The sequence below is a fragment of the Halomonas sp. MES3-P3E genome, from assembly GCF_002836035.1.
GTDB lineage: Bacteria > Pseudomonadota > Gammaproteobacteria > Pseudomonadales > Halomonadaceae > Vreelandella > Vreelandella arctica.
This window is the reverse complement of the sequence record NZ_PJBT01000012.1, coordinates 1-16,631: the sequence shown is the minus strand read 5'-3', so window position 1 is coordinate 16,631 and position 16,631 is coordinate 1. Positions and strand designations below refer to the sequence as shown.

Below are 16,631 nucleotides of genomic sequence, written 5' to 3'. Positions count from 1 at the left end.
ACTCTCATTGACGTGATGCGGCGTACCCTTCAAAGACGCGCTCTAGAATTGCCAAGCCCTCTTTCACTTCTTCTGCCGTCACAATACACGGTGGCACCACATGAATACGGTTTTCGACAGTAAATACCAGCAGCCCCTCCTCCATCAGTAGCTGCTTGAGTTTCAGCACCTCTGTGCCAGGCAATGGCGTTTTACGCACCGGATCGCTCACTAACTCCAAGGCATGGAATACGCCCACACCTCGCCAATCACCAATGATGGGGTGGCGCTCGGCAAGCTTTTTCAGTCCTTCAGCTAGCGGCCCATTCCCGATTTTATCGGCATTCTCTACGATTCCCTCTGCGTCCATGGCGTCAAGCGTAGCGACAATGGCCGCCATCGCCAGCGGGTGGCCGGAATAGGTCAGACCGCCGACAAAAAAGTGGTCATCGAAATAGCGTGAGATAGGGTCTGAAATAATCACGCCACCGGCAGGCACGTAGCCAGAATTAACGCCTTTGGCAAACACGATCAGATCCGGCGCCATGTCGTAATGCTCAAAGGCGAACCAGCGCCCCGTGCGGCCGAAACCGGCCATCACTTCATCAAGAATCAGCACGATGCCGAACTCGTCGGCGAGCTTTCTAACCCCCTGCAGGTAGGCCTTGGGGGGCAATAGTACCCCAGCGGTACCAGGAATCGTTTCCAGCAGAATGGCCGCGACGGCGTTGGCACCTTCGCACTCAATCACTCGGCGCAGATGCTGCAGCGCGCGCTCACACTCCTCCTCTTCATCCCGCGCCCAAAACTCGCTGCGATAAAGGTATGGATTGAAGAAGTGCACGTGCCCACTGGCATACTCATTGGGCACCCGCCGCCAATCGCCGGTGGCAGCAATCGCTGAACCGGTATTGCCGTGATAAGAGCGGTAGGCAGAAAGTATTTTGGTACGCCCGGTATAGAGCCGCGCCATGCGGATGGCATTTTCATTGGCATCCGCGCCCGCGTTGGTGAAAAACACCTTGCTGAAACCAGCGGGTGCTTTGGCAATAATGCGCTTGGCTGCCTCACCGCGGGCAAGGTTGGCATGGGCGGGTGCAATGGTACACAGGCTGGCGGCCTGGGCTTGAATCGCGCTCACCACTTTCGTGTGTTGGTGACCGACATTGGTATTCACTAATTGACTACTAAAATCCAAATACGACTGTCCTGCATAATCCCATACCCGGCAACCTTGAGCGCCCGCGATAACCATTGGGTCTAAACTGCCTTGCTGTGCCCAGGAGTGGAACACATACTGACGGTCCAGGCTGTGTACATAGCGGTTATCCACATCCTGTTGGGTTGAGTAAGAAACGGCAAGATTGGCATTCATAACAAGCACCCTGTTTAATCCATAAGGAAATAGCGTGCTTGCCAGCCTAGTGAGTTCGACCCATTAAGCTGTAGGGCCAATCATCACGTACCCAGGGGACAGATGCGATGTCACACCGGCTATTGCCAACTGGCTCTAGAGGCTTGAGCCAGTGTTGCTTACAGTGAACACTGTTGTTTTAAATGTGTTTATAAACATGGAGATATTATAATGCCTAGCGTACTTATCACAGGAGCTACTTCAGGGTTTGGTAAAGCGGCAGCACAGCGCTTCGCCAAAGCAGGCTGGTCATTGATCCTCACCGGTCGCCGCCAGGAACGCTTGGATGCACTGGAAAAAGAGCTAAGCCAGCAGGTTCCAGTACTTACACTGGCACTGGATGTCCGCGACAGCGACGCAGTGACTGACACTATTAGCAACCTGCCGGAAAGCTTTCTGCCGCTGACGTGCCTGATCAACAATGCAGGGTTAGCGCTAGCGCCGGAGCCAGCGCAAAAAGTCGCGCTGCAGGATTGGCACACCATGATCGATACCAACATCACCGGGTTGGTCAACGTCACCCACGCGGCATTGCCGCTACTGCTCAAAAACAGCGAAGGTGCGAGCATTCTTAATTTAGGCTCAGTCGCAGGCCAGTGGCCGTATCCGGGCGGGCATGTGTATGGGGCGTCAAAAGCGTTTGTTCAGCAGTTTAGTTATAACCTGCGCTGCGACCTGCTAGGAACAGGTGTCCGCGTGACCGATCTTGCCCCCGGCATGGCAGAAACCGAGTTTACGCTGGTAAGAACCAAGGGCAATCAGGCCGCGTCAGACGCGCTTTATAAAGGAACAACGCCTCTTCAAGCGGAAGATATTGCCGAGCAGCTTTTCTATCTAGCGACACTGCCCGCCCATATCAATATTAATCGGTTGGAAATCATGCCGGTGCGGCAAGCGTGGTCAGCATTTGCCATTGACCGCGACCCGGCTTAAGCCTGCTTCGCTGAAGACAACAAGCCGCCTGTTGATACCCGGTCACGCCCTTTATTTTTAGCGAGATAAAGGGCGTTATCGACTCGCTTCATGACGCTTTTAACCGACTCTTGCGAATGAACCTCTACCACCCCAAAGCTTGCCGTGACGCTGCTTTGAAGCGGAAAAGCGGTATGTTTGATCGCGCCTCGGATTTTGTCGGCAAGCCGTACAGCCTGTTCAAGCGAGGTTTCAGGCGCTAAAAGCATAAACTCCTCACCGCCCCAGCGCGCGCAGCAGTCTGCTTTACGCAAATTACGCTTCAGCAGATCGGCAAGCTCCATTAGTACTTGGTCACCGACACCGTGCCCATAGCTATCGTTGATATCTTTAAAGTAATCAAGATCAAGCATGATTAAAGATAAGGGACGAGAGTAGCGGTGCTGTCGGTTGAACTCGTTTTTAAGCACCATATCGAACTGCGATCGATTAACCAATCCAGTCAGCATATCGGTCGTTGCTAACCGCTCAAGCTGAGCCTCTTTTTCCATCTGCTCAGTAACATCGCGCTGGGTTAATACCAGCGTGAACTGCCCATTATGGCATGTCCCCATCGCCGTAATTCGCCACTCAACATGACGGCGTTTGCCATCATGATGGCGGGATACTTCGCGACCACTGATGCCTTCAAAAGCACCGTGAGCACTGTCTTTTAGCGGGTGTAGTGCTTCAAGCAGCTGTGCGAAAATATGGCGGTTAGCGGCTTCCTGCTGCACAACCACGGGGGGAGCACCCAACCACGCTTCGCGGCTGCCACCCCATAAACGCTGGTAGTCAGTATTGACATCGACGATGTGGATTCCTGGCGAGCCGGTCTGCACGCTCAGAATCGCCACCGCGTGGCCTGGCCGATCGCCATCTGCGTCCAACCCTGGACGCGAATAGTGCTGGTACATTCTATTTACTCATCCCTGTGAAATAGTCGTGCGGTCATATGGCTAAAACATCATAGCTGCCATATTGTTAGGCATCAGCACCATTGCCATATCTATGCGGGTACTCACCTCTGCCACCGCGGGATTTCACGCCATATTTAACACCAAAGTTACTCTAATGATATTATTCATTACAATTCATTAACATAACGTAGGCTATGTCTCCCCAAAAAACAAATACCGATAGGGTCTTTTGTTCAGAACATGCTTTTCAGCAATGGCTGCGTCGAAGCAGGCATTCACCGCCAAACTAGCTCCGCTGCTCCAATACGCCGATCACTTCAGGCACCGCCAGCGAACTATCGCCGATTGATGTATAAAGCGCATGAACGGCTCCGGCAACTCCACGCTCTACTCCCAGCTCATTGGTCATGGTGTGATAGTAACCGAGGTCCTTGCTGGCATTGGCAACCGTAAATCTGAAACCCGAAGGGTCATTTTCAGCAATGTAAGGGCGTAACCGCTCAAGCACCACCCCGCCCCCACCGCCGGCCCCAAGCACCTCTAGTAAGGCGGTATCACTTATCCCCGCTTTGCGAGAAGCAGCCGTGGCTTCGGCGAGTACCGCAGAAAAGCCTAACGAGACAAAGTTATGCAGCAACTTAAGGGTGTGGCCTGCGCCGACGTCACCCGCATGGGCAATATTTTCAGCAAAGCCCTCCAGTAGCGGCAATATTTCATCAAACAGCGCCTTCGGGGCGCCGACAATCAAGTTAAGTCGCCCTTCCGCCGCTTCTTTAGGCGTGCGCGTCATTGCCGCATCCATAAAGCGCCCGCCCACCTCCGTGACTCGGGCAGCGACTTTTTCTGTTGAACTAGGTAGAGCAGTGGAGCAATCCACAACAACACTGCCAGGGGTTAGGCCTTCTAATACACCGTTGGGTTCAAACAGCACGGCTTCTACTTGAGGTGAGCCGGTAACGCACAGAATCACCACCTCTGTGCTCTGTGCCACTTCCCGACCAGAACTCAGCGCGGTGGCGCCAGCGGCCACTAGGTCATCCACTGGCTGATTACCCGGGTGTTCAAGAAAAAATACCTGATGGCCTGCACGTAGCAGGCTGCTGGCGATCCCATGGCCCATCAGGCCCACGCCGACGATGCCTACCTGGCGAGATGTTGTCATTGTGATAGCTCCTTTTAAGTAGATGGCGTGCTAGCCGTGCTTGATAGCGACGGTCTTGATCCGTGTATAGCTTCTCAGCCCTTCAAAGCCCTTTTCCCGGCCATGTCCTGAACGTCCAACGCCACCAAAGGGTAGCTCTACGCCGCCGGCAGCGCCGTAGTTATTGATGAACACCTGACCACTACGAATACCTTTCGCCAAGCGTAGCTGACGTCCGCCGTCACGCGTCCAGATACCGGCACACAGGCCAAAATCGGTGGCATTAGCGAGTGCTAGCGCTTCGGCTTCGTCCTCGAACACCTGCACCACCAGTACCGGCCCGAACAGCTCTTCGCGCAGCACTTCATGACCGTCCGGAATATCGGTCAGCAGTTGAGGCAGTACAAAGTGGCCACCAGCCGGTGCGCTCGGCGCTAGCTCTCCTATGGCCGCAACGCGAATGCCATCGGCTTTGGCCGCCGACAAACGTTCTTCCAGTTTGGCTTTTTGGCGCGCATTGATCAGCGGGCCACAGTCGGCATCGGCTTCACCTGCATCACAGCGCAAAGCAGCAAAGCGCTCACAAAGATTTGTTATCACGCTATCGGCGATTTCACGCTGCACCAGCAGGCGGCTACCCGCTGAACAGGTCTGCCCGGCGTTCTGAACAATGCCGCGCACCACTGCCGGAAGCGCTGCATCAAGATCCGCATCGGCAAATACGAGTTGAGGCGATTTCCCACCTAACTCCAACGTGACAGGCACATGGTGCTGGGCAGCCGCTTGGGCGACATGGGTACCGGTCTCCGGTGAGCCGGTGAAGGAGAGATGGTCAATTTGGGGATGGGCGGCAAGCGCTGCGCCTGCTTCATATCCAAGCCCTGGCACAACGTTGAGTGCACCGGCAGGGAGGCCATGGCTCACCGCCAGTTCTGCCAAGCGCAGCACGCTCAAACAGGCATCTTCGGCGGGCTTAAGCACCACGCAATTGCCTGCTGCCAGCGCGGCAGCCACGCAGCGTCCGAATATCTGAGAAGGGTAGTTCCAAGGAATAATCTGGGCACATACGCCGTAAGGCTCGCGCAGTGTCATGACCGCGAAGTCGGTTTCAAAGGGGATGGTTTCACCGTGAAGCTTGTCCGCCGCACCGCCATAAAAGCGGAAGTAGCGAGCACAGGCGGATATATCCCCTTTGGCTTGCGTCATCGGCTTGCCGGTATCGGCGCACTCCAGCTGGGCTAACTGTCTGTGGTGCGCCTCGATCACATCGGCAAAGCGCAGCAACCACTCGCTGCGTTGCCGGGCCGACCAGCGAGACCACTCTCCTAACTGGCCACAAAAGGCCCGACGCGCTGCCTGAACGGCGGCATCAACCTCTTCTACTTGGCTACGCGCAATACGCGCTAAAGGCTCACCCGTAGCAGGGGCTTCTACCTGAAGCGTAGCGGCGGTTGTTACCCACTCTCCACCAATCAGCGCCTGCTGTGGTGGCAAAGTCATTGAATGCGACATTAAACACTCCTTTTATTGTCGTTGTTTTTGCTCACTTTAAATAACGACTTACCTAACCATAGAAGATGTTCACCAGCCCCATGGATATCCAAGGCATATAGGTAATCGCCATGAGGCAGGCCAGCACCACCAGCACAAAGCGCACCAGCCAAGGCAGCATCTGATCGATCGAAATTTTGGCGACCGCACAGGCAGCAAACAGGTTAACCCCCAGCGGTGGCGTGATCATGCCAAGGGCCAAGTTAACCACCATGACTAGGCCAAAATGAACCGGGTGAATACCGAACTGAATAGCGATTGGCGTCAAAATCGGCGCCAGCACCAAAATAGCGGCGGAAGTTTCGATAAACATGCCGACAACCAACAGTAACGCATTGACCACCAAAAGAAACATCAGCGGGTCGTTGATGGTGTTGGTGACCAGGGTAGCGATTTGCGCGGGCAACCCCGTACGGCTTAGGAGAAAGCTGAAGAGCGAGGCCGCAGCAATAATTAACATAACGGCGGCTGTAGAAATAACGCTCTGGCGCATAATCGGCCACATGTCATCAAGCTTCAGCTCACGGTAGTAAAAACCGCCGACGATCAGGGCAAAAAATACCGCCACAGCGGAAGCTTCAGTAGGGGTAAATATCCCGCCGTAGATACCGCCGATAACGACCACTGGCATCAGCATGGCCACCCAGGCACGCTTCACCGAGACCATAAAACCGGTGCTGTCTTTATAGTCGTCTTTGCCGTAGCCCCGTATCTTGCAGAATAGATACAGGAAGATAATCAGCGCGCTGCCGATCAATATGCCGGGGCCAATACCGGCGAGGAACAGCTGGCCAATGGACGTATCGGTACTCACGCCATACAGAATTAGCGGAATCGACGGGGGTATAAGCACGCCCAGCTCAGCGGATGACGCCTGAATGGAGGCAGCCAAGGGCTTAGGGTAGCCATGTTTTACCATCGCCGGAATCAAGATGGCGCCAATCGCAAAGGTAGTTGCCACGCTGGAACCGGACACCGCTGCAAACATCATGCAGGTCAACACGCAGGACATCGCTAGCCCGCCCTGCACGCGCCCAACGATGGATTTGGCCAAGTCGACTAACCGTTGAGATATCCCCCCCGCCGCCATCAAGTTACCGGCAAGAATAAAAAACGGGATCGCCATAAGCGGGAATTTATCGATGCCGATAAACATCTGCTGCGGTACTAATAGCAGCGGCAAGCGGGTAAAAAACCCAATGCCAATAATGGATGCCAGAATAATAGAAACGGCAATCGGCACCCCGAAGGTAAATAGAATGATCAGCGACAGGCCAATAACCATATTCATGGCTGCACCTCCCGCTCAGGCCGCGGCGCATCCTGGGATGTTTCAGCCTCCGGCACGATCTCGCTATTTTCAGGACCTACCTTTTCCCGGCCAGCAAGCTGTGCGAGCAGCCTCGCCACTACGGCAACAATGGCAAAGCAGGAGCCCGTCGGAATCGCCGCATACGCCCACGCCATCGAAATATTCATTCCCGACATGGTTTGATTGCTTACCCGCATGGTCATTTGGATGCCGTAATGGATCAGCACACTAAGCACCAGTAAGCAGCACACCACAATGGCGACTTCCAGTAGTGTCAAAAAGCGCGCGGGCACTACCTTATAAACCACCTCCACCGCCATCATATAGCCACCCCGGAACGTGGCAGCCGCCGCCAGGAAAACGCACCAGATCATCGCCGCACGGGAGGCCACTTCCGTCCAGGTCGAGGGCGCATTGAAGACAAACCGGGTGAGCACTTGATAAAAACTGAGTGTCACCGAGATCGCCAGCATCGCCACTGCAAGCAGCATCGCGAGCCGGGTTAACTGGTGCTCAAAACGAAGAAAGACCGCTAGCATAAGAATTCACCATGCCAAAGCGGCCTCCGGTATGCCGGAGGCCGAGGTGGGGAAGCCAGGGTTACTTAACAACCGCTGGCTGCTTCCTGAACGCGCTCAAGCATTTCAGTGCCGTATTCCGAGGTAAATATCTCGTAGGCAGGCTGTACAGCCTCCTGGAAGGGGGCGATATCGATATCGGTTTTTACCGTCATGCCATTCTCTTCCAGTAGTGCCACCCCTTCACGCTCTAAGCGCGACACCTCTTCGCGGGTCGCTTCGGCAGACGCCGCAGCAGCTTCCATAAACCAGCCACGCTCCTCATCACTCAAGCCGTCCAGCAGAATGGGCGACCCCAGCACGATGGCCGGTGAGTAAACGTGGCCTGTTAGCGAGAGGTAGTCCTGCACTTCCCAAAAGTTGGTGGCAACGATGACGGTAATCGGGTTTTCCTGACCATCGACGGTGCCCTGCTGAAGTGCGGTGAACAGCTCAGGGAACGCCATCGGTGTTGGGCGGGCGCCCATCTGACGGAACGCTTCCTGGTGTACCGCGTTCTCCATGGTGCGTACGCGCAGCCCCTCGGCATCGGCGGGCGTGGCGATCTCGCGTTGGCTATTGGTTAGGTGGCGAAAACCATTTTCAGACCACGCCAAACCCACCAAGTCATGCTCGCCCATTTTTTCCAACAGCTCATCGCCCAGTTCGCTATCCAACACGCAGCGAGCCTGGTCGTAGTTTTCAAACAGGAACGGTAGGTCGAGCACATAACTTTCCGGTACGAAGTTACCCAGCGGGCCCGTGGAGGTAATCACCACGTCGACCGTACCGATCTGTAGACCTTCGATCATCTCCCGCTCGCCGCCCAGCGACCCAGAGGTGTGTTCGGTGACCGTGAACTCGCCATCGGATAATCGCTCCAGTGTCTCCTTAAACGCATCAGCACCTACCGAGTAGTGCGAAGTCGAGGAGAGTGTATGGCCCAGGTTCACTTCCGTCGCCGCGTGGGCTTGAAGTGCGATATCTGCCGTGGCGATACCGCTAATCGCGGCCACCAGAACATGGCGCTTGAGCGTTGGAGTCATGTGTTGCTTCGTCATTGTCGTGCCCTCTTTATATTGTTGTGAGGGTGGTCGTTGGGGCAACTTACCGCGCCTGCGGGTGTCGCCCAGGCAGTTTCCTACCGCTTACGGCAGGGCAGAAACTCACTTCGATTCAGTTACGAACGCATCAATGATCTGCTTGAAGTTGTCATCGCCTACAAAGCCAAGCTGCTTGGCTTTCGTGGTTTCAAACCGGGCGGGCCAGCTTGCCACAATGGCTTCAATGCGTGGGTCGGGTTCATGGCGTACCAGTGAAAGCGCTTTTTCTCCCGCGACGTCACCCAGCGCTTTAAGCATTTGGGCCACCGTGACGGTGATGCCCGGCAGCATAAAGGCTCTAAAAGGCGCCAGCGCCTCACTTGGCACCTCAGCACCATGGATTAGCGCATCCACCACCTTGCCTGGCGACATCACAAACATCGGAAACTCAACGGGCACCGGGCAAACCGCCTCTTCGCCATTGAGCGGCTCACGCAGAATGCTGGAAGCAAAGCTGGAGGCCGCGGCGTTTGGTCGGCCAGGACGAATCACAATGGTCGGCAGGCGCAGCACTAGGCCGTCGATAAGCCCACGGCGGCTGTAATCGTTGATGAGCAGCTCACACATGGCTTTTTGGGCGCCGTAGGAGTTTTGCGGATGGTGGGCCGTCATATCATCCAACACTTCCGGCAGCTCACCACCGTAGGCCGCCACGGAGCTGGCCATAATCAAGCGAGTATCGGTCAGTGACTGCTCCCGGCAGCCTTCCAACAGCGCCCGCGTGGCATCGAAATTAACCCGCATACCGAGTTCCAAATCGGCTTCTGCGGCAGAGCTCACTACCGCCGCTAGGTGATAAATAACATCAGGGCGTTGCTCCAGTACACTATCCAGTGCGCCGGACTCGGTAATATCCAGCGCCCTTGATGCCACGGCGACGCTTCCCGCATCAGGCAACGGTGCTTCTATCTGATCAATCAGTGTTAGCCGGGTAATCGGCTGCTGGCGAAGCTCACCTCTAGCCAGCAGCTGTTGCACTAACCGCTGGCCTAGAAAGCCTGCCGCACCGGTAATGGCGATATGCATCGTTTTTCTCCTATGCACTGTTGTTATTGTTTGTGTTTTTCTCGTTTGTTATTTGGCCTGGCGGATATCAGTGAGTGGTTAACCCCCAAGCTTTGCCCCACCCTAGCCCCGCACGGGTTTCTGCCTTGGGGCGATACTCACAGCCGATCCAGCCGGAGTAGCCCAGCGCACTCAATCGCTCAAAAATGGCGGGGTAGTGCACTTCTCCAACATTCGGCTCGTGGCGCTCGGGCACACCTGCCACTTGGATATGGCCGATGGCGCTGAACTGGCGTTCAAGGTGGCGAATCAAATCGCCATCCATGATCTGGCAGTGGTAGAGATCAAACTGTAACTTGAGATTTTCCGCCCCCACTTCTACCAGCACTGCCATGGCTTGCGCTTGGCGAGACAGGAAAAATCCCGGCATATCGCGGGTATTGATGGGTTCGATGAGTACCTCTCGACCGACTTTTGCCGCCTCACCCGCCGCAAAACGCAAATTGCGAACATAGGTCGCCTGATGCTCAGCTTTCGTCGCAGCATCGGCACCTTCAGGTAACAGGCCAGCCATGGCATGCACGCGGGGGCAGTTGAGCGCCTCGGCATAACGCAGTGCCTCTACCACCGAGTCACGAAATTCCCCTTCTCGGCCAGGCAGGCTCGCCAGCCCCCGTTCCCCGCCATCCCAATCTCCCGGCGGCAAGTTGAACAGCACCTGTTCCAGCTGCGTTTCCTGCAGCGCATGGCGCAACTCTTCCGGGGAAAACGCATAAGGAAATAGATATTCGACACCTTTAAAGCCCGCGTCCGCAGCGGCCCCAAAGCGATCGATAAAGGCGTGCTCGTTAAACAGCATGCTGAGGTTGGCGGCTAATCGAATCATCGTGGTGCTCTTGTTGTTAAGTACGTCATTGTTAAGTGCTCAGTTTTAAATGAAATAGTATTAATCTCGTGGAAAGCGCGCTTCTAACTCGGCTACCTGCTCGGGCGTTAACCCCCGAGGGTTCTCGCCTCGCAACAGTAGATAGAGCTTGGCGGTCTCTTCCAGCTCTTCGGTGGCGTACACCGCCGCCTCAAGATTTTTCCCCGCTACCACCGGGCCGTGGTTGGCCAACAGTACCGCGCTATGCTTGCCCGCTAAGCCCCGCACTGCATCGCCCAGTTTTGGGTCGCCGGGCATGTGGTAAGGCACCAGCGGTAGCTTGCCCACCCGCATCACGTAATAGGCGGTCAGCGGCGGAATGCAGTCGCAGGGATCGACTTCCGGCAAGCAGGAGACCGCCACCGAATGGGTAGAGTGCAGATGTACGATAGCGCCGGACTGCGGGCGCTCTTCGTACATCGCCATATGTAGAAACTGCTCTTTGGTGGGCTTATCGCCACTCAACAGTTGGCCGTTGTTATCCAAATGGGAAATGCGCGCCGGGTCTAACCTTCCCAAACAGGCGTTGGTCGGTGTCATCAGCCAGCCGCCATCGTCCAGCCGTACGCTGATATTGCCGCTGGAGCCCATGGTCAGGCCGCGGTCAAACAACGATTTGCCCAGGGTACTGATCTGCTCCCGCAAGCTGTTCTGGGGATGGCGATGCAAGTGGATGCTCATGCCAGCACCTCAAACGCCCGGGTAAAGAAATCGACGCCGCCGAAGTTACCGGACTTCAGCGCCAACGACAGCGGCGCATCGCGACCGGCTAGCGGGGCTTGGGTCCAGGGCACGCCGGGGTCGATCTGCTCGCCGATGCGCAGAGTGGTAATGCCCAGCGCCGAGACTACCGCACCGGAGGTTTCGCCCCCGGCGACTAGTAACCGGCCTACGCCTTCGTTCACCAGCGTGACTGCCAGTTGGCTCAGCGCCTCTTCCACCAGCGCGCCCGCACGTTCTACCCCTAGGGCTTGCTGGGCATCATTCACCTTGTCAGGATCAGCCGAGGCGTAAAGCAGTACCGGCGCCTGTTCAGATAAGCGCTGTCGCGCAAACGCCAACGCATGCGTTTGCTGTTGTTCGTCTTTCGCCAGCGCCAAGGGATCCAGGGCAAAACCGCCATTAGGATGCTTGACCAGAAAATCCGCAACCTGGGCCAGCGTGGCGCGGGAACAGCTGCCGGAGAGCACCAACGCCCCGCCCGAGGCAGGCGATAAACGCCCCGGTTCAGTGATGGTGGCTAACCAGCCCTGGGCACGGTACTGGGCAGGCAATGCCTGCCCCAGGCCAGAACCGCCGGTGACCAAGGGCATTAACACTGTCGCTTCGGCCAGTACGTCCAGATCCTGCTCATCCAGGGAATCACAGATCACATGGCGAACGCCTTGTGCTTCCAGCGCAGATAAATGGGCACGGGTTGACGTTGATCCTTGGGCAAGCACTGCGCGGTTGGCCAACCCCACCGGGTGCGGCGTTTGGCGGGCAAGCACGCGCACTAAGTCCGCATCCTGCATAGGGTTCAATGGGTGGTGCTGCATGCCGCTGTCGTTGAGCAAGCGATCACCCACAAACAGATGGCCTTGGTAAACCGTACGCCCATTGATTGGAAAGGCGGGCACCATCACCGTTTGGTGCCCGCCCAGAGCTTCCAATAGCGCATCCGCCACCGGGCCGATATTGCCCTGGTCGGTGGAGTCAAAGGTGGAGCAGTACTTAAAAAACAGCTGGCGGGCACCCTGCTTTTGCAGCCAATCTAACGCAGCGAGCGAATCATTCACCGCCTCATCCACCGGGCTGGAGCGGGATTTAAGCGCCACGACTACCGCATCGATATCAGCGAGGTCGATCTCTTCTTGCGGCACGCCAATCACCTGCAGGCAGCGCATGCCGCCGCGCACCAGGTTATTAGCAAGGTCGGTGGCCCCGGTGAAGTCGTCGGCAATAGCGCCTAATACGATGTTCGATCCCATACCCATTTTTATCAGGCTCCCTGGGCATCGTTGGCGGCTTCCGGCAAGGCGATGCCGGAGAGCCGCTGATAAACCTTGATCACCGCTGAATCATCTTCACGGCCAAAGCCTGCACCGCTGGCAGCGGTAAACTGCTGCAGTGCACTGGACGCCACCGGCGTTGCCAACGCCAGCTCGCGGCCGGTTTGATGCACGATATTGAGATCTTTAACGAAGATATCCACAGCGGAAAGCGGCGTGTAGTCACCACTCAGAATGTGCGGCACGCGGTTCTCGAACATCCAAGAATTGCCCGCTGAGTGGGTGATGACGTCATAAATCACCTCTGGGTCGAGCCCCATACGAATCCCCAGCGCCATAGCTTCGGCGGCGGTGGCAATATGTACGCCAGCCAGCAACTGGTTGACCAGCTTCATACTGGAGCCCACCCCGGGGGCATCGCCAAGGCGATAGACCTTGGCGGCCATGGCATCAAGCACTCCCTGCGAATACGTGAAGGCTTCTGGTGCGCCGGAGGCCATGACCGATAGCTCACCGCTTTTGGCTTTCGCCGCGCCGCCGCTAATCGGCGCATCCAGCATCATTAAGCCCTGTGCCGACAAGCGCTCACCCAGTTGCTTGGCTTGACTGGGGGCCACCGTGGCACACTGCATAATCAGACTGCCCGGTGCCAATTGGCTGGCCACGCCCTGCTCTCCGAACAACACCTGCTCAACCTGAAGGCCGTTAACGACAACCACCAACACAATATGGCAGTGAGCAAGCTCGGCAGGTGTTGCAACACTTTTGCCCCCTGCCGCCACGAAGGCATCGCGAGCGTCTACAGAAATATCGCAGCCCGTGACGTTAAACCCGTGTTGGAGCAATACGGTAGCAGTGCCCATGCCCATGGCACCCAGGCCAATAACGCCTACTTGAAGTGATTGTTGATCGTGTTGACTCACCTGCCGACACCTCGCTTTGTTGAAAGTGTTGTTGTTTTTGTTGCTATCGTCGCGGTGTTATTAAAAGCGTCATGGTAGCGCTGTCATGATAGCGCTACCATTCGTTTTAGATTATTCTCTGCATAACGACAAGCTGAACATTAGGGCCCTGCGACCAATGTCTAAAGACTCGCCTAACGCTGACTCGCGCGCCAAAAATGTGACAACGCCTGCCCTGCCTAACAACGCTAGGCAGCGACGAAGCTCAGACCAAGTCACGCTCAGCCAAGTGGCACAAGCGGCAGGGGTATCGCCGATTACAGCATCGCGAGCACTGAATTATCCCGATAAAGTTAGCGATAGCGCAAGGCGAAGCGTTCTTCAGGCCGTGGAGAGCTTGGGGTACGTACCCAACTTGGTTGCCGGTAGTCTGGCCTCATCCCGATCACGGCTGATTGCCGTGATCGTGCCATCACTGATCAACAGCGTGTTTGTGGAAGTCATCAAGGGGCTGCAGGAGACGCTGGAAGCCGAGGGTTATCAGATACTGCTGGGTAACACCGACTACGATCTAGACCGTGAGTATCAGTTGGTGCGCACGTTTTTAGGCTGGTCATGCTCTGCACTGGTCACCGCTGGGCTGCGCCATAACTCCGCGTGCCATACGCTGTTGGCCAACTGGGATCACCCCATCATGGAAGTGATGGAGCTAGGACAAGGCATGGATCTTAACGTCGGGCTGGATCACGTGGCCGCCGGCCGCTGTATGGCTACCCATCTGATCGACAAAGGCTACCGCCATATAGTTTATGTGGGCGCACGCTTGGCTCAGGACTATCGCGCCAGCATGCGTTTTGATGGACATAAAGCGGTGCTAAAGGAGAAAGGGATCGACGCCCCACTACTGGAACTAGATACCCTGGGCAGCCTGCAAGCGGGTGCGGAAGGACTGGCCCGAGTGCTCGCGCAATATCCCCATACCCAGGCCATTCACTTTGCCAACGACGACCTAGCAGCAGGCGCCCTGCTGGCTGCTCAACGTCAGGGTCTAAACGTGCCTGGGGATATCGCCATTGCCGGGTTTAACGGCCTGCCACTTGGACAGCACGTGACGCCTCAGCTCACGACCATTCTCTCACCTAGAGAAGAGATGGGCCGCCTCGCCGCCAAGGAGCTTATACGGCGACTAGGCGGCAAAAACGTCTATCGCCGCCAGCACGATGTGGGCTTTACGCTTCAAATCGGCGGCAGTACTTAGGCTCAAGCACGATAGACAGCGCTGGAGCCAGACAGATGTTCATATATCGATGTAATTAAAATATGAACTCACCCCTCCCGAAAGGCCTCCACCACCCGCTCGGCCAACACTTCGCTGGCATCGCCACTGCCAGGCCGTTTAACCAGCGCTACCTGATAATCACCCAATGGGGGTAGCGATTCGTTAGTGAGACGTTTGAGCGGGGGGCGAATCAAGCTTTTCGGAAACGGTGAAATGGCCAGATCTGCCAACATAGCGGCTTCCTGCCCGGCACAGTGGTCGCAGGAGTAGGCAATTCGGTAATTCATCCCGGCGCTATCCAGTGCTTGGAGTGCAATTCTACGCCATGCACACCCCTGTTGAGCCAGTGTCACCGGTAGCGGCGAACGTTGTACGGCAACACCATCCTCCCGGCCCGCCCATACCAGCGGTTCGCTATGCACGATCTCGCCACGCGTCGCCTGCCCAGGTTCCCCCGCCATCACCAGGGCCAAGTCAAGTTCCGCCTCATCCAATCTAGCAAGCAGCTCTATGCTGCGACCAACAACGACATCGACCTGCACGGCCGGATGTGAGCGCGCAAACTGGGCCAGTACGGTGGGCAATACACGCCCAACAACGTCATCGGTAATGCCAAGCCCTACACGCCCTTCCAGTGTGGGCGCCAGGAACTGCGTCACCGCCTCGGCATTGAGTTTCAGCAGCCGTCGGCCATAACCAAGCAGCACTTCCCCCTCTGCCGTCAGGCGCACGTGGCGCGCTTCGCGTACAAATAGCGTCTGTCCCAGTGTCTCTTCCAGGCGTTTGATCTGCATGCTCAGTGCGGAAGGGGTCCGAAACAGCTGCTGGGCAGCGCGAGTGAAGCTGCCACTTTCCGCAATCGTTACAAAGCTGCGCAGCACTTCACTATCCAGTAGCGGCAAGGCAGTCCGGCTGCTCACCACATTCGTTAGCTGATTCATCACGCCACCTTTCAGAAAAACTTAAGGCACAGTGTAGTTCTTTTCGTTTGATTGATCCAAGGCTGTGCACCAAGCTAATTATCAGAGGTCGCGACCCTCCTTCTTATTAACGTTAGATGACACCCCCTTCAGCAGGCGTGCAGGCGCTGTGGCTTAGGGCAGGTGTACGATGGAGGTGTGCCATGAATCACGACAACCCTACCCGACATGCTCAGTATGCTTGGCAGCAAGCCAGCCAACTGACGCCACCGCCTAAACCGCCCCGGCTGGAGTTTTATATGCCAGCGATGCCATCGCTGACCTTGATTCACAGGCTTGAAATGCGCTGGTGGCGCTACCGTCGTCGGCAGCTTTTTCGCCGCCACGTCTTGCCCCTACTAGCCTACGACGACCAAGTATTGCGGGATATTGGCCATCGTCGGGAAGCTATTCTCTGGGCCAATCAGCTGCCACTGAGCGTCGATGCCATTCAAGCGTTAGAAGAGCAGAGCAATCATTGGCGTTAAAACTTAACTTATATATATTTATCGCCCATGCATTCCTTGCTAGCTTTAAACCGTCGCATGGATTTGCGACGGTTTATCTTTTTATCAGCATGGAGCAAATCATGATTATTAAAAACGCTAACGAGCTTTTCGTTCGGCTACTTTCTGAGACAAA

At 56.2% G+C, this 16,631-nt stretch carries 16 protein-coding genes; 3 read left to right on the top strand and 13 right to left on the bottom strand.

The window, feature by feature from the left end; translation table 11 throughout:
* Nucleotides 1–4 precede the first annotated feature (4 nt).
* Entirely contained in the window at nt 5–1,354 is a 1,350-nt protein-coding gene (locus CXF87_RS03580; protein WP_232774582.1) for an aspartate aminotransferase family protein, read from the bottom strand.
* 210 nt (nt 1,355–1,564) lie between these two features.
* Here CXF87_RS03580 and CXF87_RS03575 point away from each other — a divergent pair, with 210 nt between their 5' ends.
* Nucleotides 1,565–2,326 (top strand): SDR family NAD(P)-dependent oxidoreductase, encoded by a 762-nt coding sequence (locus CXF87_RS03575; protein ID WP_008959273.1) that lies wholly within the window; start codon nt 1,565–1,567, stop codon nt 2,324–2,326.
* Here the strand turns inward: CXF87_RS03575 and CXF87_RS03570 are convergent.
* From CXF87_RS03570 to ltnD, 11 genes are all read right to left on the bottom strand, one after another.
* Complete coding sequence (locus CXF87_RS03570; protein WP_008959272.1) at nt 2,323–3,261, bottom strand: GGDEF domain-containing protein; 939 nt, start codon at nt 3,259–3,261, stop codon at nt 2,323–2,325. The genes CXF87_RS03575 and CXF87_RS03570 overlap by 4 nt on opposite strands.
* A gap of 289 nt (nt 3,262–3,550) precedes the next feature.
* The gene (locus CXF87_RS03565; RefSeq protein ID WP_101145503.1) at nt 3,551–4,426 is read right to left on the bottom strand and encodes an NAD(P)-dependent oxidoreductase; all 876 of its coding nucleotides are present in this window, start codon (nt 4,424–4,426) and stop codon (nt 3,551–3,553) included.
* Between the two features lie 30 nt (nt 4,427–4,456).
* A complete protein-coding gene (locus CXF87_RS03560; RefSeq protein WP_101145502.1) occupies nt 4,457–5,917 on the bottom strand; it encodes an aldehyde dehydrogenase family protein in 1,461 nt (486 codons plus the stop codon).
* A gap of 52 nt (nt 5,918–5,969) precedes the next feature.
* Nucleotides 5,970–7,247 carry a TRAP transporter large permease gene (locus tag CXF87_RS03555; RefSeq protein ID WP_101145501.1) on the bottom strand — a complete coding sequence of 426 codons (1,278 nt, stop codon included), beginning with the start codon at nt 7,245–7,247 and terminating at the stop codon, nt 5,970–5,972.
* A complete protein-coding gene (locus CXF87_RS03550; RefSeq protein WP_101145500.1) occupies nt 7,244–7,807 on the bottom strand; it encodes a TRAP transporter small permease in 564 nt (187 codons plus the stop codon). Before CXF87_RS03550 ends, CXF87_RS03555 begins: the two co-directional genes overlap by 4 nt.
* A gap of 65 nt (nt 7,808–7,872) precedes the next feature.
* Nucleotides 7,873–8,886, bottom strand: coding sequence for a TRAP transporter substrate-binding protein (locus tag CXF87_RS03545; protein ID WP_101145499.1), 1,014 nt, complete (start codon nt 8,884–8,886; stop codon nt 7,873–7,875).
* 105 nt (nt 8,887–8,991) lie between these two features.
* Nucleotides 8,992–9,954, bottom strand: coding sequence for a D-erythronate dehydrogenase (gene denD, locus CXF87_RS03540; protein ID WP_101145498.1), 963 nt, complete (start codon nt 9,952–9,954; stop codon nt 8,992–8,994).
* Between the two features lie 67 nt (nt 9,955–10,021).
* A complete protein-coding gene (otnI, locus tag CXF87_RS03535; protein WP_101145497.1) occupies nt 10,022–10,819 on the bottom strand; it encodes a 2-oxo-tetronate isomerase in 798 nt (265 codons plus the stop codon).
* Nucleotides 10,820–10,879: 60 nt separating this feature from the next.
* Complete coding sequence (gene otnC / locus CXF87_RS03530; RefSeq protein WP_101145496.1) at nt 10,880–11,539, bottom strand: 3-oxo-tetronate 4-phosphate decarboxylase; 660 nt, start codon at nt 11,537–11,539, stop codon at nt 10,880–10,882.
* A complete protein-coding gene (gene otnK, locus CXF87_RS03525) occupies nt 11,536–12,834 on the bottom strand; it encodes a 3-oxo-tetronate kinase (protein ID WP_101145495.1) in 1,299 nt (432 codons plus the stop codon). Before otnK ends, otnC begins: the two co-directional genes overlap by 4 nt.
* 5 nt (nt 12,835–12,839) lie before the next feature.
* The gene (gene ltnD, locus CXF87_RS03520) at nt 12,840–13,772 is read right to left on the bottom strand and encodes an L-threonate dehydrogenase (RefSeq protein WP_101145494.1); all 933 of its coding nucleotides are present in this window, start codon (nt 13,770–13,772) and stop codon (nt 12,840–12,842) included.
* Between the two features lie 157 nt (nt 13,773–13,929).
* Between ltnD and CXF87_RS03515 the strand changes: the two genes are divergently transcribed.
* Nucleotides 13,930–15,009, top strand: coding sequence for a LacI family DNA-binding transcriptional regulator (locus CXF87_RS03515; protein ID WP_101145521.1), 1,080 nt, complete (start codon nt 13,930–13,932; stop codon nt 15,007–15,009).
* A 68-nt stretch (nt 15,010–15,077) separates the two neighbouring features.
* On the opposite strand, the gene CXF87_RS03510 is transcribed toward CXF87_RS03515, so the two are convergent.
* A complete protein-coding gene (locus CXF87_RS03510; RefSeq protein WP_101145493.1) occupies nt 15,078–15,971 on the bottom strand; it encodes a LysR family transcriptional regulator in 894 nt (297 codons plus the stop codon).
* 182 nt (nt 15,972–16,153) lie between these two features.
* On the opposite strand from CXF87_RS03510, the gene CXF87_RS03505 reads away from it, so the two are divergent.
* A complete protein-coding gene (locus CXF87_RS03505; RefSeq protein WP_101145492.1) occupies nt 16,154–16,477 on the top strand; it encodes a hypothetical protein in 324 nt (107 codons plus the stop codon).
* Nucleotides 16,478–16,631: the final 154 nt, after the last annotated feature.